Source organism: Maridesulfovibrio sp. FT414 (assembly GCF_050916235.1).
Classification (GTDB): Bacteria; Desulfobacterota; Desulfovibrionia; order Desulfovibrionales; family Desulfovibrionaceae; genus Maridesulfovibrio.
Genome location: NZ_CP104854.1, coordinates 209251 through 229683, shown reverse-complemented (window position 1 = coordinate 229683; position 20433 = coordinate 209251). Strand labels below are relative to the sequence as shown.

The window sequence follows — 20433 nt, the reverse complement described above, 5'->3', positions numbered from 1 at the left end:
ATTTATTTCAGGACTAAACACTCATGAAAAACTGTGTTAAGGGGTAGGTATTCAAGTGCCATCTTTGCCTTTTCGGGGGGGTGCTTTTGTGGATAAGTGACTGTGTTTACATCTGTTTTTAACCGTAACGGGGAAGGTCCACATGACTACTGAAAACGAACTCCGCGAATTAGAGAACAGTTTCAAGGATATTCTGGACGGCGGTATTTCTGCCAAAGCAATGGCGGAACAGATTGAAAGGTTCAAAGTCGGTTTTCCCGCTACTCGTCTTGAAAGGGCCTGCACTCCCGGAGATGGGATTTACCAGATCAACGCAGAAGACCACGAAGCCTTGCTCGAAATTTATGAGGATGCTGCCGAAGAAGGACGTTTCTCCAAGTTTGTGCCTGCCTCAGGTGCAGCCACACGCATGTTCAAGCATCTTCTGGCCAAAATGAATCTTGAAAAGGACGGTGTGGAGCTTGGAGAAAAGGATGCTGAGTTGGTTCAGACTTTTATGGACAGCCTCCCTGTTTTTCCTTTTTATAATGATTTGAAAGACGTCATGGCTTCAGATGGCAGGGATCTTGAAGACTGTTACGCCATTGAGGATCATGTGACAATTCTTGAATATCTGCTTACCGACCGGGGACTGAACTATGCATCCCTTCCCAAGGGACTGATCCCGTTTCACAGCTATGAAGATGGCGGACGTACTCCTTTTGAAGAACATATTGCCGAGGCAGTTGAATATATAAGGTGCGGTAAAGGCAAGGCCCGCGTACATTTCACAGTGAGTCCGTCACACCGCGAAGCCATCCATTCCCATATTGAACAGGCCAGGGCAAAGTTTGCTGGGCATAAGCTTGATATATCCTTTTCAGAGCAGTGCCCAAAAACCGATACGATTGCCGTGGACATGGACAATAAGGCTTTCCGTACTTCCGATAACAAGATCCTGTTCCGCCCGGCCGGTCACGGTGCCCTGCTGGGCAACCTGTATAAAATGCGTGGCGATATTGTTTACTTGAAGAATATCGACAATGTTGTTCCTGACACCTTAAAGGGTGAGACTATTGAATACAAGAAGCTGCTCGGAGGTTTGCTGGTTCAGTTACAATCAGAGATATTTGAATGCATAAACATGCTGGAAGGGCGCAATTGCGGTGAATATGAAGTGGCAGCGGTTGCCCTGTTTGCCGTCACCCGGCTTGATATGCGGCTTCCGGAAGACTTCGGTATTCTTTCGCTTGAAGAAAAGATTGAAATGCTGCTGTCCCGGCTGTCCAGACCTGTCAGGATATGTGGCATGGTGCGTAATCAGGGCGAACCCGGCGGCGGTCCTTTCTGGGTTCGCGATGAAGACGGCGTTGCCACTGCCCAGATAGTTGAAAAGAGTCAGGTGGACATGGATGATCCTCAGCAGGCGGGAATTCTCAATTCAGCAACACATTTCAATCCTGTTGATCTGGTTTGCGGTGTTCGGAATCACCGCGGGGAACGTTACAATCTGCATGATTACGTTGATGCTGATACCGGGTTCATTTCCACCAAGTCGAAAGAAGGACGTAAGCTCAAGGCGATGGAACTGCCTGGCTTATGGAACGGATCCATGGCCGGCTGGATAACCAAGTTTGTGGAAGTCCCCCTGAGCACGTTTTCACCGGTAAAGACAGTAAACGATCTGCTCAAGGAAGATCATCGCGGTTAAAAGTTTTTAAATGAAAACAATAGTCCTGTCCTGTTGCAGGGCTTTGCTTCAAGGGCGGCCGGAATCTCATGCGGGATGTGGGATTTCGGCCTTTTCGTATGGTTGGAATGGCATAATTATTCTGATAAAAATGATATGGTTGAATTACTGAATGTTGATTTATGCATACGGTGTGAGTGGTGCTTTTTGATTGTCATTAATAGTTTGTGTTGATTAATATGTCAAAAACAGGTTAAATTTTAACATGATCATGTGAATTTGGTCCGGTGTTGGTATAATGTGTTTTGGATAGTTACTTCTGAGTTGGGGGGCGCAGTGAAAGAAGTTATTGCAATGCGAAAATTTGTCGCTCCGGAATTGATTTTCGGGGTGGGGTCATCCCTGCTGGCTGGCCAATACGCCGAGAATTTTGGAGTCCGTAAAGCTCTAATTGTAACAGACCCCGGAATTGTAAAGTGCAGTTGGGTCACGGCGGTTAAGAATAGTCTTGAAAAGTCCGGCGTGGAAACAGTGGTTTTCAGTGAGGTCTCGGAGAATCCTAGAGATGACGAGGTCATGCGGGGTACTGAAATCTACCATGAGAACGGGTGTGACTGCATAGTTGCTGTCGGTGGCGGCAGCCCGATGGATTGCGCCAAAGGGATTGGCATTGTTTCGACTAATAATGCACATATATTGTCTTTCGAAGGTGTTGATATGGTTGAAGTCCCCGGTCCACCACTAATATGTGTACCATCTACCGCCGGGAGTTCTGCGGATGTTTCCCAGTTTGCGATTATTACCGACACCAAGCGTGATGTTAAGATCAGTATTGTAAGCAAGGCCATGGTTCCCGACGCTGCCCTTATTGATCCTAAGCTGACAACGACCATGTCTGCTCAGCTTACCGCTGCGACCGGGCTGGATGCCTTGACCCATGCCATGGAAGCGTATGCCTCGAATGCCAACTCAGCCCTCACCGACCTTCTCGCCCTTGATGCCATCAAGCTTGTAAGGAAATATCTAGTCAAGGCTATCAAGGAACCACTCAATATTGAGTATCGCGGCCATGTAATGCTTGGCAGCATGCAGGCTGGGCTAGCCTTTTCGAACGCCATTCTCGGTGCTGTTCATGCCATGGCGCACAGCCTTGGCGGGCACCTTGACCTTCCGCACGGGGAGTGCAACGCCATACTCCTGCCTTATGTCGTAAGGGCGAATTTCCCTCATGCCACCGAACGGTATACTCATATTGCTGAGGCAATGGGTATTTATGTTGAAGGAAAAAGTGCCGAGCGCATTTGTGATGATCTGGTTGAAAGTATAGTCGACTTGCGGACCAAGGCTGGGATAGTTAAATCTTTACGGGATTTTGGGCTTGAAAAGGACGAGATTCCCAAACTGGCAGAACTGGCTCTTAAGGATGCATGCATGGTGACAAACCCTGTGGAATTCTCTCAGGAGGATGTAGAGAAAATCTATGAAGCGGCGTTCTAAGACGGACAATAATGAAAATGTTCGCAACAAGCTCATAGGGCTTGGCGAAAATTCCATGCGTAAAAGCTATTATCCTGAGCTTCGCGAAAGGATTAATGAGCTTGAGCGATTCAGGGCATTGGTTGAGCACGCCAACGATGCCTTGTTTGTTCTTGATGCCTTTTCATGGAGTTTTGCCGACATCAACAAGACTGCCTTGAATAAAACCGGATATTCTCGCGATGAACTTGTAGATAGTCCCCCGGAACTGGTCTTTCCGGAAGAAACATGTTTTCTGCTGCATGAAGTCCTGACCGATGACGAGGTTTACTCGTCATGGGAGAAGGAAGACGTTTCGATAACCGATCTTCTGTGCAGGGGAGGCTCTCGCATCCCGGTCGAGATGACCTTGAGGGTCCATTTTGTTGGCGGTCGGCTGTATATAGTCATGGTGGCCCGCGATGTCCGCCGCAGGCTTGCAGATCAACGGGAATTGCGCAGGGCGCGCAACTATCTTGGGAATGTGATTGATTCCATGCAGTCGATTCTGGTCGGCGTGGATGACAAAGGAAACGTTGTTTTATGGAATGCGCATGCCGCCAATGAAACAGGTATTCCTGCAGGTGAAGCCGAAGGTCAGTATGTTTTTGACATGATGCCGGAGTTGAGGCGTTTTTATCGGCTCATTTCCAACACAATAAAGGGTGATCTGGATGGCGGAACCGAGATTTTTCACGTTGAGCGGGGCAGAGGGACGGTCTTTTTTGAAATAGTGGTATTCCCGTTCAAGGCTGATGAGGAATCCGGAGCTGTTATCCGTATTGATGATATTACCGCCCGTACGCGCATGGAAGAAGTCATGGTTCAGACCGAGAAGATGATGACTGTGGGTGGTCTTGCAGCAGGTATGGCCCACGAAATCAACAATCCTCTCGGAGGAATTCTTCAGGGCGTACAGAATATTCAGCGGCGCATTTCCGGTGATCTCAGTAAGAATATTGCTGTTGCGGAAGAATTGGGCATTCAGTTTGAGAAGCTTCACCAGTATTGCGAAATACGGGGTATTAACCAGAAGCTTGATTCCGTAAAGCAGATGGGAGAAAGAGCTGCCCGAATTGTTTCCAATATGCTGCAGTTCAGTCGTCAGTCCGGGGGCGAGAAGACGTGCGCAAATATTGTAAACGTTGTCGAAACAGCCATAGACCTTTCTTTCAGCGGATATGATATTTATCGTAAGTCAGGAGATAAGGGTATTGAGATAATTCGTGATTTTGACAACTCCATACCCGAGATCCTTTGTTCGCCTTCTGAAATTGAGCAGGTGTTGATCAATCTGATCAAGAATTCTGTTCAGGCTATCTATTATGATTTGGGTAACGGAAACGGACGCAGAGGTGTAATTACCGTCCGGCTGAAACCAGAAGAAGATTATGTAAGGCTGGAAATTGAAGATAACGGCCCGGGAATGGACGCTGAAACCAGAAGAAATGCCCTTGAGCCGTTTTTTACCACCAAACCGGCCGGGGAAGGAACCGGGCTTGGTCTCTTTGTCTCCTATTTCATAATCACCCAGAAGCATAAAGGGGTTTTTGATATTGAAACAAGCCCAGGTAAGGGGATGAAGGTTGTGATTAAACTTCCGGCGATATACCACTGTAACGGCAACAATGGATGCCAGATCTCACCCTCCTGATACTTGTTTTTTTCCATGATAGCATAATAGTATGCTAGCCATCTATTTTCTTCCTAAAATTAAATATCACGAACTGTGCATAGTAATTTTGTATTGTAATAGTTCATTGCGACTGTCGAGTTAATTTTCAGGCAGTCCGTACTTTCTCTGAAGTTTTGAAATGATTCCGCTGTCCCGCATCTCGGCCAACCCCTTATTAATTTTATTGATGATCAGTTTTGTTTTCTCGTTCTTGTTTCCGAATATATAAAAACGCAGGGGATTCATTTCCGGAATAGCTGTGAAGCTTATTCCCTTCATGCTGTAGTTGTTCATCCTGGCATTGGAGAAGAGAATCTGTTTGAAAGCTATACCAAGTTCGAAGCGGTCATATCTAAGCATGGCAACCATGCCTTTCATATTGGCTGCACGATGCTGAACGCTAGATTCAGGAAATGGATACATACTGTAATTCAGGCTTGTAATTCCGCCGAGAGTGTACTTCCCTATTTCCGAGCTGTCTTGCAGCATCAGTCCGTTGGGATAGTTTTTAGTCAGGTAGAAGAACACATTATCCAGTTGATATACCTCATCAGAAAACATGTATTTCTGCAGACGTTTTGAATCGCGGCTTCCATCAAGGACCAGGTCCAGCTGACTGTGGTCGAGCATCTTGAGGCATCTCTTCCACGGTAGGACCATGAATTTAACCTGATCATTGCTGTCCTGAAAAATCTGTTTCAAAATATCAACTGTAAAACCTTTGAGGGTGTCCGGTGCATCGGGAGTTGTGTAACAATACGGCGTCCAGTAGCCGGTTCCGCCGACAAGTATGTCCGCTGCCATGGTTGAAGTGGGAAATATGGAGAGAGTAAGCAGAATTGTTATGGCAAAATAAGGTATTCTGATTGTTGCTGCAGTTGCTGATGTAGCCATAATTATCCCCTGTAGTTGGAGTAAACTTCTGCAAATCTCCGCTATTTGCGTTAATGAATAATTTTGGATAGTTGAATTTAGCAACGGCTTGTTGAAGAGGCTGTTGGTTCTGGCATGATATTATATGTAGTTTAAACTTAACGTATTGGTTGGTTTATATCAACACGAGAAACAATTTATACGCAGGAATTGTAATGTTAAAAGAAAAAGTGGCTGTCATTACCGCAGGCGGCAGTGGAATGGGAGCTGGAGCAGCCCGTAAATTGGCGGCGGAAGGTTATAATGTAGCGATTTTATCTTCTTCGGGCAAAGGCGAGGCTCTTGCCAAGGAACTTGGTGGATACGGTTTTACAGGTTCGAACCTCAACCCTGATGATCTTGCGGCGTTTATCGATGGTGTTATGGAAAAGTGGGGGCGTATTGACGTTGCAGTAAACAGCGCCGGGCACGGACCGAAAGGCGACATTCTTGAAATGACTGACGAAGATTACTTCAGAGGAATGGAGGTATACCTGCTTAACGTGGTGCGTATAGCCCGGCTGGTGACTCCTGTCATGCTCAGACAGGGAAGCGGTTCCATTGTGAATATTTCTACCTATGCCTGCTTTGAGCCGGAAGCTCTTTTCCCAACTTCCGGAATGTTCCGCTCAAGCCTTGCTGCTTTTACCAAACTGTATTCCGATCAGTACGCAGCAAAAGGAATCCGTATGAATAACGTTTTGCCGGGATTCATCGACAGTCTGCCTGAGAAAGATGAACGGCGTTCCAGAATTCCCATGGGGCGTTACGGAACAGTTGATGAAATAGCCGAGACCGTGTTCTTCCTTGCGTCAGAGAAATCAGGATACATCACAGGCCAGAATCTGCGGGTGGATGGTGGCATAACTCGGTCAGTATAGTTTCGGGCAGACAATGACTTAAAGCCATTTATAATGGAAAGGCCGCAATCCTGCTCAGAAGATGGTATGTAGCCAATATTGCGGCCTTTTTCCCTTCTGAAATTTAAAGTATACCATGCAACCGAACGTGTCCGGTTCTTATCTTTTCCGAAGTCACGCAGAATCAGCTGTTTGTCAGTTGGTTTTCCTTTCCCGGTCATATTCAGTAAGTTTTTCCGGAAGGGTGTAGACCCATTTGACTGCCCCTACAGCAGTGTCGAAAATGCATGTACCCAGAGGTTTATGGCTTTCCTGCTCGGTAAGGACTGCTGCAACCAGTCTGATGACTTCTGCATGTCCGTTTGTTCCGGTACGGCCGTTTTTAATGTCATCGATAAGATCGTCCAAGGCTTGCAGCAGGATCAGGTCGCTTTTGCCTTCCGGACTTAGCCTGACTGCGAGCGTCGTGTGGAGTTGCCTGAGCCTGGCTGCAGCCAGCTCTCTGTTGCGGTTCCCTCCGCATCCCCCGAATTCCCGCGGAGTGTGAGTCGTAATCAGGGCTGCTGTCTTTCTTATTTCCCTGCGTCTCAGCTGAAGTTCACCCTCAAGTGCTTTGTCCTGTTCCCTTTGCCGCATAACACAGACTGCCGCCCAGAAGCCTAATAGCCCGGCAATAATCACCGCCCACAACTCATTCATATTTTCCCCCTGTACTCTTGCTATAATTGATTAGATTTATAAGAAATAAAACTGTTCGCGTCAAAAGGTAGAAACTTATATTTTCTTTCCCCGATTCTGCAGGACCCGATTGACCCGTTTGATAAGATCAAATACATAAGCGTATTAATTCTATATAGGAGAGGTAGTTATGAATCGCTTACTTCGTATTTTTGTTGTTTTTTCTGCCTTTGTTGCTGTTTTCGGCATGGCATGTCCTGCTTTTGCCGGTGCGCAGGGGAAAAAGGTTCTTATGATTGTTGCCAAGTCCGATTTTGAGCAGAATGAATACACCGATACTTTTAATGCTCTTGAGGGAAGCGGTGCAGTCTGTACTGTTGCCAGCTCCAAAGTCGGCACACTCAAGGGGCACAAGGGTAAACGTGTTGAGTCTACCCTGCTGATCAAAGATGCAAATCCTGCTGATTATGATGCGATTGTCATCATTGGTGGTAACGGTATTAAAAAGGAATGGGAGAACGAAGACGCCCATAACGTAGTCCGTCAGGCTGCGGCGGACGGAAAGATCGTGGCAGCCATCTGTGCGGCTCCGGGATTGCTTGCCTATTCCGGTGTTCTTGATGGTAAAAAGGCCACAGCCCATCCCAAAAGCGGTGCGCGTCAGGTCATGGGCAGTCATGGCTGCGACTATCAGAGTGACAGCGTTGTTGTAGATGGTAACATCATCACCGCCAACGGTCCTAAGGCTGCTTCAAAGTTCGGGGAAGCCATCGTGAGTGCGTTGAGCAACAGCTAGTCCTTTGAGCCGGCAGGTCTTAGCCTGCATGATTTTTAAAAAGTGAGCAGATCTTGGACCTGCTCACTTTTTTTGTGTTTACCGACGGTTGCGCAAAACGTTTATGTCCTCTTTTTGACTTTTGTATTTTTAAGCAACGTTAATATTTATTTTAGCATAGCTTAATGCCTTTAAAATACACTTATTTTGCGATTGGCATTACCCTTGCTTCTGATGCAGGTGAGTACGTCGGGGCTGAACCCTATGCATCTGAATCAATGGAGCAGTGTATGAATTTTGACGAACTGAAAAAAGAAATAGGCCTGATGGAGTTTGATTCTTCGGACACGGACACTTCAGGCATGAATGGATGGTCGGTTCCTTGGGCTGACCTGATGATGGTCATGTTCGTTCTGTTCGTGGTGCTGTTTATCTACAGTCAGTCCAAGGAAAACATAAAGGTGCTGTTCAGCGGCAACCCCCGGCATCAGGTCGCAGTCAATCCGGCCGATGATCTCATTGAAATGATTACATTCCACCGTGATGCCATGAGTAGCAGTGCAGATGTCATGCTGACTCCTCAGGATACTCTCTACCGCAGTGATGACGGCTCCGTGAGCATGAAAGAGGAAGACGGCGAGCTGAAGATCGTCATGCGCGGAGACGCTTTTTTTGCACCAGGAAATGTGAATTTTGAAGCCAAGACCCGCAAGTATCTTGATGAAGTTGCAGAAGTTCTCAAGACCAGCACCCACGCAATCCATGTAATAGGCCATGTTGATGAAAGCGATGTGGCCAGGGTTGGACAAAAGGGGGCGTTTGAGCTTTCAGCTTCACGTGCCGCACGAGTGGCAGGGTTCCTTGTATACGAGAAGGCAATTGATCCTGTTCGGATAATAGTCAGCGGACGGGGCGATTCAGCTCCTGAGCTGCCCGGTGATATGGGCAAGGTCAAGGGCAACAACCGCCGCGTTGAAATCATAGTCATCAATACCGACATCAATACCAAGTAAGGAGGTCTGTTATGAATAAGAAGAATCTGGTCGGCGTAATTGTCGCTTCAGTAATATTTCTGGGCAGTTTCTGGCTCAGCGGCGGGATAGCTCTTTACTGGAATGCCGCGGCCCTGGCTATTGTCCTGTCCGGGTTGGGAGTTGCAGTCTTTTTGAGCTATCCATTTGAGCAGCTCCGTGATGCCTTTAAGGTCGTTCGTGAAACATATTCCGGACGGCTGACCACTCACGAGGAGATTGTCGATACCCTGCTGGATCTCAGTGTACGTTCCAGAATGGACGGCATGCTTTCCCTTGAAAAAGCAGGCGAAAACACAACGATTTCTTTTTTGCGAAATTCCCTGACCCTGTTGGTGGATAATTTTGAGGAAGATGAAATCAAGGATTGCCTAAGAACCGAAATGTCATTTTTCCATATGCGGCGCAGTGAATCAGAACGGGTTTTCCAAGCTATGGCCCGTTACGCTCCGGCTTTCGGTGTTGCCGGATCGGTAATCGGCCTGATTGGTCTGCTTATGGGTATAGATAATCCCGAGGTCATTCTGCAGCATATTCCGGTGGCATTTATTTCGACCCTTTACGGTGTAATCCTGAGTAATATGGTCTTTGCTCCCATGGCCGAGACCGTAAGAACCAGAACCCGCAACGAACTGATTAACCAGAAGATGATCATGGATGGTGTTGTCGCTATCAAGAAGGAACAGAACCCCTACAAGCTTGAAAGAAAGCTGGTGGCCTTCCTCTGTCCTGAAGACCGCGAAGCCAAGACCGAAGAACTGCGGAACATCACTCGCAAGTATATCAAGATGCGCAGACAGGAACGGCAGACAAAGGATAAAATCCTGCGCGAAGTCCCGCTGGTCAAGGCCTCCTGAAACTGATCTGGCAACAGTCCTTACGGTATTGAATGAGTCACCGGGCGGTCCTGTCGTAATGACAGGGCCGTCCTTTTTTGTGTCCGTTTTTTGACTCTGCGGCAACATCACATAAAATAACCAGTTGTCCGTTTACGTATCACTGTTGATTGTATTATCCTCGTTCACGAAGGTTGTTTAAGCTTTTATGCCATTTGCGTGGCGGTCATTTTTCCAAGGATGGTTTTTATGGGACGTGTTCTGGCAGTTGATATCGGCGGTACAAACAGCAGGTTTGCAGCTTTTGAAGCCGGGCCTGATGGGCAGCCGGTAATGAAGGAAACGGTTTGGCTTTCCAGTAAGGCCGCGAAAAGTTTCGGGCTTCTGATGGATATGCTGGCGGAAAGTGAATTTCCTTATTCTCCGCAGGATTTTGATGTTGCGGTGCTGGCACCCGCCGGGCCTGTCATTCGCGGGGTATACTGCAACGTAACCAACGTTGATTGGGATGTGGATTTCACCGGGGGATTCGAAAAGTACGGATTCAGAGACGCCGTACTCATAAACGATTTTGTTGCTCAGGCCTATGCCTGCCGTACCAGCGCTGTTGCAGGGTGCAGGGTCGTGCATGATGTGGATGTATCACCGACCGGAACCGTCGGGGTTATCGGGGCGGGTACAGGCCTTGGACACTGTGCGCTTGTTCCTTTGCCGGGCCAGGGTTTCGCTCCGGTTCCCTCGGAAGCCGGACACATCTCCTTTCCTGCTGAAACTGCCGAAGAGCTGGATTTCTGTCACTACGTGATGGATCGCCGCGGAATAAACTATTGCTGCGGAGACGAAGTTTTGACCGGGCGCGGGTTGACTGCACTGCACCGCTATCTGGCCGGAGAAGAGCTTGAAGCCAGTGAAGTTGCAGCACGAATGAAGGAGGGCAACCGCACTCTTGAATGGTATGCGAGGTTTACAGCCCGCTGTTGCCGTAATTATGCCTTGAGTGTCTGTGCCACAGGCGGATTGTACATTTCCGGCGGCATCGTGGCTAAGAATCCCTTCGTGGTGGAACATCCGGTATTTATGGATGAATTCCTGCGTTCCAGCTCCATGAACGATCTGCTCAAGCGTATTCCGGTATTTCTTAACGATAATCAGGACAGCGGGTTATACGGCGCGGCCCTGCGCGGTGTCCTGCACAGATAGTTGTCGTTGGTCCGGTCTTTTTTAGCCCTCAGACCAAAGCCGTTTTGCCGGTTTCTGATAGGAAAGGGGCTTGGAAGCATGGTGTGTTGATTAACTGGCAGACTGTCTGTGACAGATAAGGAGCTTTGCATGGCAGGTTACGATTATGATCTCGGCATTATCGGCGGCGGTGCGGCCGGGCTGACTGTTGCTGCCGGTGCCTCCCGTCTGGGCGTTAAGGTGCTGCTTCTGGATAAAGAACCCCGGCTTGGCGGAGATTGCCTGCATTACGGATGTGTGCCCAGTAAGACTCTGATCCGCACGGCTCGGGTGCGACATCTTATGGGCAGGGCAGAGGAGTTCGGTTTGCCTCCGGTTGCATTGCCGCCGGTTGATTACTCCATGGTGTCCAAACGCATCGCCGAGGTTATTTCCGTTATTCAGGTCCATGATTCCGTGGAACGTTTTTCTTCTCTTGGTGTTGATGTCAGGTTCGGAAACAGCACTTTCGTGGATGATCATACTGTTTCGCTTGATGGCAGTCGCATCTCTGCGGGTAAATGGGTCATTGCTTCCGGATCGTCTCCTGATGTTCCTCGCATACAGGGATTGGAACGCGTTCCTTATCTGACCAATGTGGATATCTTCAGCCTCAAGGATCTTCCGAAGTCTCTTGTTGTTCTGGGTGGCGGGCCAATTGCGGTGGAGCTGGCGCAGGCTTTCCGGCGACTGGGGTGTCCGGTAACGCTAATTCAGCGCAGTGCGCAGATTTTGAGCGGGGAAGATGCGGACATGGCCGCCTATGTCCAGAAATCCATGGAGAAAGACGGCGTGGAGTTCATTCTCAATGCCGGTGTGGATGAGGCTCGACCTTCTCCTGACGGTGTCGAGGTCCGTTTGACTGTTGCCGGGCAGGATAAAGTCGTGAAGGGTGCTCAACTGCTTGTCGCCATGGGGCGCAGGTCGAATACGGACGGTCTTGGCCTTGAGCGGATAGGGGTCGCCCTTGATAAAGGATCGGTCAGGGTGGACTCGCGCATGAGAACGTCTGTTCCTCATATCTACGCCGCCGGTGATGTGACAGGTCAGCACCGCTTCACTCACGCTGCCGGATATGAAGGCGGAATTGTTATTTCCAACGCGGTTTTTCTTCTGCCGCGCAAGGCTGACTATACATGGCTTCCCTGGTGTACTTATACTGATCCGGAGCTGGCAAGCGTTGGACTTAATGAGAAAAGGGCTCGCAAAAAGGGAGTTGAATATACAACTGTCATTGAAGAGTTTTCGTCCAGTGACCGGGCTCTGGCTGAAGGTGAGGGGGCGGGGCGTATAAAAATTCTGCTGAATAAAAAGGGAAAACCGGCAGGTTGCCAGATAGCTTCCGTTCATGCCGGGGAATTGCTTTCAGAATGGGTTGCGGCTGTAAACGGCGGAGTTGGTCTGGCAACGCTGGCAGGGGCGATCCATCCGTATCCAACTCTCGGTGAAATTAATAAGAAGGTCGCCGGAAAATTGCTCGGCGAAAAGTTGTTTTCCGATAAGGTGAGAAAAATTTTGCGTTTGTTGTTTTCTTATCACGGATAGGTTATATTGGCCCTTCCTTAATAAAGCAGGGTTGGGTGCTTATGAGATTGTTGTACATCATTTTATCCGTTGTGATAGCTTGTGTTCTGCTTGCCGGATCTGCATCAGCAAGAGTGTATAAGCTGGCTTCATTGGAATATCCTCCTTATGGATATGCAGAAAACGGTTCTCCTGCCGGTTGTGATGTAGAAATTATTCAGGAAGCCTTTCGGCGGATGGATGAGCAGGTAGAGTTTGAATTTGTTCCGTGGAAACGGGCTCTTGCAATGGCTCTACACAATGCAACGGATGGTGTCTTTCAGGTTCTGAAGACCCCGGAGCGATGTGAATACATGGTCTACAGCGATCCCGTCCGCGTTGAGGCCATGACGCTTTTTGTTCGCAGCGATTCGGATATTGAATTTACTGGAGACATCAAGGAGCTGCGCGGGCGCACTTTTGGAGTTATAAACAGTTTCAGCTATGGTCCGGCTATTGATGCCTTTATAAATGAGCATCGGAATATTAATATTGATGTGACCGATTCTGTGCTGGGAAATCTTTGCAAGCTGGTCAAGCGAAGATTCGATATCTTCATAGCGGATGATCTTTCCACTTACTATACTGCGCGAGAGGCAGGACTCTTGGGTGACATTCGCAGGCTTCTACCTCCCGTGGCCTATAATCCGATTCATGTTTCCTTCTGCAGGAAGACCGGGGCGGATAAATTGCTGGTCCGCTTCAACAAGGCGTTGAAATCCATGAAGGATGACGGTACATGGAATTCTATCATAGATAAGTACCGGAAGCGCTTCATGAATGATTTCCCGGGCGAACCCTTTGTCTTGGATGAATATTATAATAAAAAGTATTGATCCGAGATGTCCTGTTCGACCTCCGCCTGTCATGTATTCCTTTCATAGTGCTCCCTCTCTATAAATTATTATGGTTTATCATTCCAAGGATCAGTCATGCAGTGGAATAAATTGCTCAGCAAGCAGCGAATAGGTAAGGAAATAGTTTCGGAAATCAGTCAGGATCGCAGTGAATTTCAGAAGGATTTTGACCGCATTATTTTTTCTTCGGCCTTCCGGCGGTTGCAGGACAAGACTCAGGTCTTTCCCCTTTCCAGAAGTGATTATGTGCGGACCAGGCTGACCCACAGTCTTGAAACTTCTTCCGTAGGGCGCTCTCTCGGCTATATGGCCGGCAGCAGGCTTATTGATAAGCACGGTCTTGACCTCATGCCGGCAGAACCGGCAACCGTGGTGGCCACTGCATGCCTCATGCACGATATAGGCAACCCTCCATTCGGTCATTCCGGAGAGGACGCTATCCGAGACTGGTTTGAGAGTACTCCCACCGGTCAGAGCCTCTGTACCTGGATAGATAAAAAGCGACGCAGCGACTTCAAGATGTTTGAAGGAAATGCGCAGGGACTCCGCAATGTTCTGGTGCTGCAGAGACCCAACAGCCGCGGAGGGATGCAGTTGACCTGTGCCACGCTTGCGGCTTTCACAAAATATCCGTTTACCTCGGAGCATGCCGGTAACAAGAAAAAATTCGGCATTTTTTCGAGCGAAGTAGACACTTACGCAGAGATTGCGGATCATCTGGGGCTGGTCAGGGACGCAGGCAACAGGTGGGCGCGTCATCCGTTTGCCTATCTCGTCGAGGCTGCCGATGACATCTGCTACCATGTTGTCGATATGGAGGACGGCCACCGCCTCGGGCTTGTTTCTTTTGATGACCTCTATGGCATGTTTATGGAGATTCTAGATTATAATCCGGCTATTGTTGATCGGGTGCAGGGAATAAGCGAGGAAAAGGAAAAGATTGAATATCTTCGTGCGGCCACAATCAATAATCTTGTAACCAGTTCCTGCGAAGTTTTCATGGAAAACGAGGAGGCAATCCTTGCAGGGACCTTCAGCTCAAGTCTGACAGAACAGATCGGGAAGGCGACTGAGTTCAGTCTGCTTAAGAAGGTTGCAATTGAGAAAGTCTACAATTCTACGGAAGTAATTGATACGGAAGCAGCTGCGTATGAGGTGCTCTGGAAAATACTGGATTTTTACGGTCAGATTGTCTGTGAGCTGCACAAGGATGGAAAGTTGGGCGCAAAAAGTAAAAAATCCATCAAACTTCTTCCCGATGATTACAAGCCGTCGGAAGACCTCACTGTTTACGAAAATACCCAGAAGATAGTCGATTATGTGTCAGGCATGACCGATGCCTTTGCCGTGCGGACCTTCAACAAGATTTCCGGGATATCCCTCCTGCGCAGATAGTCTGGACATTTTTATTCCAGTCGCAAAGGTCTATCCTGTTGCCCTGCGGTATTTAAACCCGAATGTCCTCCGATAGTTATTGTAGCGGAGGACATTCGGGTTTTTGATGTATTTGATTTTAGATATGCTTAATCTTCTTTGGGTGGCTCCGGGTGGGTGTACACTGCTCCGGCTCCATATTTTTTTGATTCGGTCAATGCCAGATCAACCTTTTTCAACAGGGATTCAGCCGTATCGTCCGGTGAGCAGGTTGCAATACCTGTATTTACGTTGAATGGGATCACCTTCAGGGTTTTGTCTGAATCAATCAGCTTGCCGATTTTTTCAGCCAGATTCTGAGCATTTTTCATGTTTGTGTGTGGAGCCAGAATTATAAATTTGTCTCCGCCAACACGGAAAAAACTGTCCGGCCTGCGCAGGTGCTTACGCACGGTTCTGGCGAAACCTGCAAGCAGCTTGTCTCCAGCCTTTTGTCCGTGCTGCCGGTTGATTTCCTTGAAATTGTGAATGTCCATTTTGATAAGGGTCAGATCGGAACCGTACCGCGTGGCTGCGGCAATTTCGCGTTCAGAATCCTCATAGAATTTCATGCGGCCTGGTAAATTGGTCAGGGTATCACGTTCGGCAAGCTTGCGGATGGTGGAGTTGCAGGTCTCGTTTTCACGGACATTTCTGGCTAGTTCCTGCCGCATGGGGTAATTGATGAAAATATAGTGGATGAGTACCATGAGACTGATCATGAAAAGCAGTCCGTATTCAATTTTGATCTGATTGGCTGCTTCAGGTTTGAAGTCGTTGCGGATTTCATCAAGTACGGACCTTAGAGCTCTGTCGAGGTTGTCCAAAGTACCGGGAAGGGCGGAATTGTTATCTGCCCCAGTGGCATCCATGAAAGCTTCCGCTGAGGGCAGCAGCGCTGTCGATTCATTGTTCAGAGCCCGGTAAAACCTTCCTGACTCCGGATAATTCTGAAGTTCTTCCACCAGCGTTCTGAGGCGGTGAAGATCGTATCCTGTTCCTGTTTTGTCGTTCAGGATTTCATATGCAGTAAGCTGAATTTCGGAGAGTCTGCTGCGGAGGTCATTGTAATTTCTATGTTCGATTATGATGGTGTGAAAAAAATATACAGCTGCCAATGAAAGGACAATGATCAGAGGCAGGGTTATCCGGTATCTTAATTTATTGGCGTCTCGGTGTCTCATGTGTTCTACCTTTGCAGCTTGCGGTCATTTGGGGCATTTTCTTTATTAATTTAACCCGCCATTACTGTTCTGTAAAATTATAATTTAATACTGCTGGGTCTCTCTTTTTCCCCAGCAGGACAACTCAACAGGGTAGCGGGTAGAGCAATAAACTGCTATTAAGTTTTAGCAGTGGACAGGGCAGTCTTTTCCGCGACTGTTTGACTTGGAAAGGCGGCTAATGGCGAAAATGTTTTTTACATTAATGGCTGTTTGCGTTTATTTTTCTGTTGCCCTTACGCACTCCTTACGCTAGGGAATCCGCGTGTACAGAAGGAAATCCAAGGAGATTGAAATTGTCCAAGGCTGACAGATATTCTAAAATGTACCCCATATCCTGGGACCAGCTCCAGCGTGATTGCAGAGCTCTCTCGTGGAGGCTGCTAGATAAGGGGCCTTTCAAAGGCATTCTGGCCATAACCCGTGGCGGGCTTGTTCCTGCCGCAATTCTGGCCCGTGAACTTGATATCAGACATATCGACACGATCTGTATTTCAACTTATGATTGGAAAGTTCAGGAAAAGAAGGCCACTGTGCTCAAGGGTTTTGAGGGCGACGGCGAAGGCTGGCTTCTGGTTGACGATCTTGTTGACACCGGCGGTACCGCCAGGCTGGTGCGTGAAATGGTGCCAAAAGCTCATTTTGCGACTATTTATGCCAAGCCGGAAGGGCGTCCGCTTGTGGACACTTACATAACCGAGGTCAGTCAGGATACCTGGATACTTTTCCCGTGGGACAGCGCGACTCAGTTCTGCCAGCCCATTGTGAAGGTATCTCAGGAAAATTCAGAAGATTAGAGCCTGAATTCCAGGCTTTAACTATATCAGGTTCAGGACAGTTTTTGCATTGCCAGCTGCCGGACAAGGGAGTCCGGGGGCTGGTTGTGTATTTGTTTTTTATTTGTCCTGTGCTGCGGCCTTTCTTTTAAGGGAAGATTCGTTGGTACGGAACTTCGTTGACTTTTCAAAATTGAATTCGAAGGAGTGGAAGATGCGTAAAGTTCTGCTTATGGCCCTTGTTGCGGCAATGTCCGTAATGATGGCATCCGTGGCTTTTGCCGGAGCTAAGAAAGATAAGCTCAAAGTCGGTTTTGTCTACATTTCCCCCGTGGGTGACGAAGGTTACTCCTATGCTCAGGATCAGGGCCGCAAAGCTCTTGAAGCTCTTCCCTGGGTTGAAACTTCTTTTGTTGAGTCTGTTCCTGAAGGTCCCGACTCCGAGCGTGTAGTTCTCAACTTCGCCCGCAAAGGCTATGATGTAATTTTCGGAACCAGCTTCGGTTACATGGACCCCATGGTCAAGGTTTCCAAGAAGTTCCCCAACGTTGCTTTCATGCACTGCTCTGGTTTCAAGACCACCCCTAACATGAGCAACTACTTTGGCCGCATGTATCAGGCCCGCTACCTGACCGGTATCGTTGCTGGTCTGATGACCAAGTCCAACGTGATCGGCTATGTTGCCGCCTTCCCCATTCCTGAAGTAATCCGCGGTATCAACGCATTTGCTCTCGGAGCACGTTCCGTGAACCCCGAAGCAACCGTTCGCGTTGTATGGACCAAGACCTGGTACGATCCTGCTCTGGAAAAAGACGCAGCCATCTCCCTGCTGGATATGAAGGCTGACATCATCACCCAGCACCAGGATTCCCCCGGTCCCCAGGAAGCAGCTCAGGAACGCGGCAAGTATTCCATCGCTTACAACTCCGACATGTCCAAAATGGCTCCAAAGGCTCACCTGACCGCTGCCATCTGGAACTGGGCTCCGCTCTTCAAGAACACTGTTGAACAGGTTCGTGACGGTGTCTGGCAGGGTAACGAGGCTCTGTGGTGGGGCATGGATCAGGGCGTAGTTGATATTGCTCCCTTCGGTCCCATGGTTCCTCAGGATGTTAAGGACAAGGTTCTTGCAGCCAAGGAAGAGATCATTAAAGGCAACAATGCTATTTTCGTTGGCCCCATCAACGACCAGACCGGAAAGGAAATCGTTCCCGCCGGCAAGACCATGTCCGATCCCGACCTGCTCGGCATGAACTGGTTTGTTGAAGGCGTAATCGGAAATACCAAGTAATAATTTATGTTGGGTTATCGCTTACAAAAGCGCGACGAACCCTGGAACTGGGGCGCCCCGATTATTATCGTGGGCGCTTTGGTTCTGTCTTTCGGGATAAGCGCGCTCCTGCTCGAATTGCAGGGTAAATCTGCTGTTCAAGGACTCCTTGTGCTCTGGCAGGGGTCTTTTGGTGCTTCCTGGGCTTTGGAAGATGCCCTTTTAAAATCTATCCCGATTTTTCTCTGCGCACTGGGTGTGGCTATCGCTTTCAGGATGCAGGTCTGGAACATCGGTGCGGAAGGCCAGTTCGCACTCGGCGCCATCGGTGCAACTTGGGCCGCACTTTCATTTCCCGATCTTTCCGGATTTGTGCTTATGCCGCTCATGTTCATCTGCGCCGCACTTTTCGGAGCATTCTGGGCCTATATCCCGGCCATCCTGCGTCTTAAGCTGCAGGTGAACGAGATTATCTCCACCCTGATGTTAAACTACATCGCCATACTTCTGCTTGAGTATCTTGTTTTTGGGGTATGGAAAGATCCGGCCAGTTTCGGCTTCCCAGTGACTCCGGAGTTTTCTCCCGCCGCAATCATCGGGCATATAGGTGAAACCCGCCTGCATTGGGGATTTGCCGTCTGTGTAGGGGCAGGAGTAGCCATGTGGGCCTTCATGCGTTTCACCCGTCTCGGCTTTGAGATACGGGTTGCCGGTGAAGGGGTGAAGGTTGCCATGTACTCCCGCCTGCCGTACGGAATGCTGACTATTCTGGTTATGGCGCTTTCAGGGGCTCTGGCCGGGTGGGCCGGTTGCATTGAAGCTTCGGCAACCATCAACAGACTTCAGCCCAGCATCATGGTGGGCTACGGTTATACCGCGATTGTTGTTGCCTGGCTGGCGCGCCTCCATCCTTTGTATATCGGTATTTCCGCGTATCTGCTGGCTGCACTGCGTGTCGGAGTAGAGAATATGCAGCTTGAGCTGCAGACTCCGGCCTCTTTCGGATCAATTATGGAAGGGCTTATTCTACTGTCTGTTCTGGCCGGTCAGATGCTGGTTACTTATAAGATTGTGAAGAAGAATTAAGGTGCAGGAGTGCTTTGAAAAGCACATTTCTCTTGGGCGGAAGATGGGATAATTCCTGCGTCTTCCCGCCCGGGGGATGAGGGACTTGATAAGTCTGCACTTACTAATATGGATGGCTCGTATCCATCCGCTTTTTTAGGGTGATGTGATGTTGGAAAGTTTTATTGTTCCCCTGCTGGCTGCCACTGTTCAGTCCGGGACGCCCATACTTTATGCAACTCTTGGTGAAATCCTCACTGAGAAGGGCGGGGTGCTCAACCTCGGTGTCGAGGGGATGATGAGTATGGCGGCCTTTGCGGCTTTTTTTGTTACGCTGACCACCGGGAACCCCTGGCTCGGTTTTATTGCCGGAGGGATTGCCGGAACCATGATGGCAGCCCTGCACGGAATTGTCTGCATCACCTGCCTTGGAAACCAGGTCGTATCCGGCCTGGCCTTGACCATACTCGGCGTCGGTTTGTGCAACTTTCTGGGTACTCCCTATATCGGCACTGCCACCCATGGGTTTGACAAGTTCAGCTTTCCTGTCCTTTCATCAATTCCCTACATCGGGGATATTTTTTTCAAGCAGGACGCACTCGTTTATGTGTCCTTCCTGATTCCGCTCCTTTTTATGTTCTTCATGAACCGCACCAGTCTCGGCCTTGCAATTTCTGCCGTCGGCGAAAAACCTGCTGCAGCTGCAGCTGTAGGTTTAAAGGCAATACGTCTTCGCTGGATAGCTCTTCTTGGCGGCGGGTTCCTCATTGGTCTTGGCGGTGCTTACCTCTCCCTTGCCTACACCCATTTATGGGCTAACGGTCTTTCCGGCGGACGCGGATGGATTGCGGTGGCACTTGTTATTTTTGCCTTCTGGAAACCCGGACGGGCCGTTTTCGGAGCCTATCTTTTCGGTGGTGTTATGGCTTTTCAGCTTCGCCTGCAGGCAGTGGGAACACACATCCCGTCGTCTCTGCTGCTGATGCTGCCTTACGCCCTTACAATTCTGGTACTGATCTTTTCCGCCATGCGCGGACGCAGCGGAGAGGCTCCCGCACATCTTGGCGTAAACATTGAGCCCGAAGGATAGGTGGTCA

Annotated in this window: 18 protein-coding genes; 15 read left to right on the top strand and 3 right to left on the bottom strand. The window is 48.9% G+C overall.

Features of this window, described 5'->3' with window-relative positions; genetic code table 11:
* Positions 1-142: 142 nt before the first annotated feature.
* The 3 genes from N7E73_RS01040 (at position 143) to N7E73_RS01030 (ending at position 4838) form a co-directional block, all read left to right on the top strand.
* Entirely contained in the window at positions 143-1690 is a 1548-nt protein-coding gene (locus N7E73_RS01040; RefSeq protein WP_432736885.1) for a DUF4301 family protein, read from the top strand.
* 315 nt (positions 1691-2005) lie between these two features.
* A complete protein-coding gene (gene ercA / locus N7E73_RS01035; RefSeq protein ID WP_432736884.1) occupies positions 2006-3166 on the top strand; it encodes an alcohol dehydrogenase-like regulatory protein ErcA in 1161 nt (386 codons plus the stop codon).
* Entirely contained in the window at positions 3150-4838 is a 1689-nt protein-coding gene (locus N7E73_RS01030; protein ID WP_432736882.1) for a PAS domain-containing sensor histidine kinase, read from the top strand. The genes ercA and N7E73_RS01030 overlap by 17 nt, the downstream gene beginning before the upstream one ends.
* A 120-nt stretch (positions 4839-4958) precedes the next feature.
* On the opposite strand, the gene N7E73_RS01025 is transcribed toward N7E73_RS01030, so the two are convergent.
* Positions 4959-5753 carry a substrate-binding periplasmic protein gene (locus N7E73_RS01025; protein WP_432736881.1) on the bottom strand — a complete coding sequence of 265 codons (795 nt, stop codon included), beginning with the start codon at positions 5751-5753 and terminating at the stop codon, positions 4959-4961.
* Positions 5754-5947: 194 nt separating this feature from the next.
* Between N7E73_RS01025 and N7E73_RS01020 the strand changes: the two genes are divergently transcribed.
* Positions 5948-6652, top strand: a complete 705-nt coding sequence (locus tag N7E73_RS01020; protein ID WP_432736879.1) for an SDR family oxidoreductase — start codon at positions 5948-5950, stop codon at positions 6650-6652.
* Positions 6653-6826: 174 nt separating this feature from the next.
* Here N7E73_RS01020 and N7E73_RS01015 read toward each other — a convergent pair whose 3' ends face one another.
* A complete protein-coding gene (locus N7E73_RS01015; RefSeq protein WP_432736878.1) occupies positions 6827-7330 on the bottom strand; it encodes a hypothetical protein in 504 nt (167 codons plus the stop codon).
* A gap of 169 nt (positions 7331-7499) precedes the next feature.
* On the opposite strand from N7E73_RS01015, the gene N7E73_RS01010 reads away from it, so the two are divergent.
* The 7 genes from N7E73_RS01010 to N7E73_RS00980 all read left to right on the top strand — a co-directional run bounded on the left by N7E73_RS01010 (position 7500) and on the right by N7E73_RS00980 (position 14984).
* Positions 7500-8105, top strand: a complete 606-nt coding sequence (locus N7E73_RS01010) for a DJ-1/PfpI family protein (protein WP_432736876.1) — start codon at positions 7500-7502, stop codon at positions 8103-8105.
* Positions 8106-8374: 269 nt separating this feature from the next.
* Positions 8375-9097 (top strand): OmpA/MotB family protein, encoded by a 723-nt coding sequence (locus tag N7E73_RS01005; protein ID WP_432736875.1) that lies wholly within the window; start codon positions 8375-8377, stop codon positions 9095-9097.
* Between the two features lie 11 nt (positions 9098-9108).
* A complete protein-coding gene (locus N7E73_RS01000) occupies positions 9109-9972 on the top strand; it encodes a motility protein A (RefSeq protein ID WP_432736874.1) in 864 nt (287 codons plus the stop codon).
* Positions 9973-10200: 228 nt separating this feature from the next.
* Entirely contained in the window at positions 10201-11151 is a 951-nt protein-coding gene (locus N7E73_RS00995) for a glucokinase (RefSeq protein ID WP_432736873.1), read from the top strand.
* Positions 11152-11280: 129 nt separating this feature from the next.
* The gene (locus tag N7E73_RS00990) at positions 11281-12714 is read left to right on the top strand and encodes a dihydrolipoyl dehydrogenase family protein (protein WP_432736872.1); all 1434 of its coding nucleotides are present in this window, start codon (positions 11281-11283) and stop codon (positions 12712-12714) included.
* Between the two features lie 41 nt (positions 12715-12755).
* Positions 12756-13568, top strand: a complete 813-nt coding sequence (locus N7E73_RS00985) for a substrate-binding periplasmic protein (RefSeq protein ID WP_432736871.1) — start codon at positions 12756-12758, stop codon at positions 13566-13568.
* A gap of 96 nt (positions 13569-13664) precedes the next feature.
* The gene (locus N7E73_RS00980) at positions 13665-14984 is read left to right on the top strand and encodes a deoxyguanosinetriphosphate triphosphohydrolase (RefSeq protein WP_432736870.1); all 1320 of its coding nucleotides are present in this window, start codon (positions 13665-13667) and stop codon (positions 14982-14984) included.
* A 128-nt stretch (positions 14985-15112) separates the two neighbouring features.
* Here N7E73_RS00980 and N7E73_RS00975 read toward each other — a convergent pair whose 3' ends face one another.
* On the bottom strand, positions 15113-16186 hold the full coding sequence (locus N7E73_RS00975) for a GGDEF domain-containing protein (RefSeq protein WP_432736868.1): 1074 nt from the start codon (positions 16184-16186) through the stop codon (positions 15113-15115).
* 362 nt (positions 16187-16548) lie between these two features.
* On the opposite strand from N7E73_RS00975, the gene gpt reads away from it, so the two are divergent.
* The 4 genes from gpt to N7E73_RS00955 all read left to right on the top strand — a co-directional run bounded on the left by gpt (position 16549) and on the right by N7E73_RS00955 (position 20426).
* Positions 16549-17022 carry a xanthine phosphoribosyltransferase gene (gene gpt, locus N7E73_RS00970; RefSeq protein WP_432738819.1) on the top strand — a complete coding sequence of 158 codons (474 nt, stop codon included), beginning with the start codon at positions 16549-16551 and terminating at the stop codon, positions 17020-17022.
* Positions 17023-17215: 193 nt separating this feature from the next.
* Positions 17216-18292 carry a BMP family ABC transporter substrate-binding protein gene (locus N7E73_RS00965; protein ID WP_432736866.1) on the top strand — a complete coding sequence of 359 codons (1077 nt, stop codon included), beginning with the start codon at positions 17216-17218 and terminating at the stop codon, positions 18290-18292.
* A gap of 6 nt (positions 18293-18298) precedes the next feature.
* Positions 18299-19357 carry an ABC transporter permease gene (locus N7E73_RS00960; RefSeq protein WP_432736864.1) on the top strand — a complete coding sequence of 353 codons (1059 nt, stop codon included), beginning with the start codon at positions 18299-18301 and terminating at the stop codon, positions 19355-19357.
* Positions 19358-19505: 148 nt separating this feature from the next.
* Positions 19506-20426, top strand: coding sequence for an ABC transporter permease (locus N7E73_RS00955; RefSeq protein ID WP_432736862.1), 921 nt, complete (start codon positions 19506-19508; stop codon positions 20424-20426).
* Positions 20427-20433 lie beyond the last annotated feature (7 nt).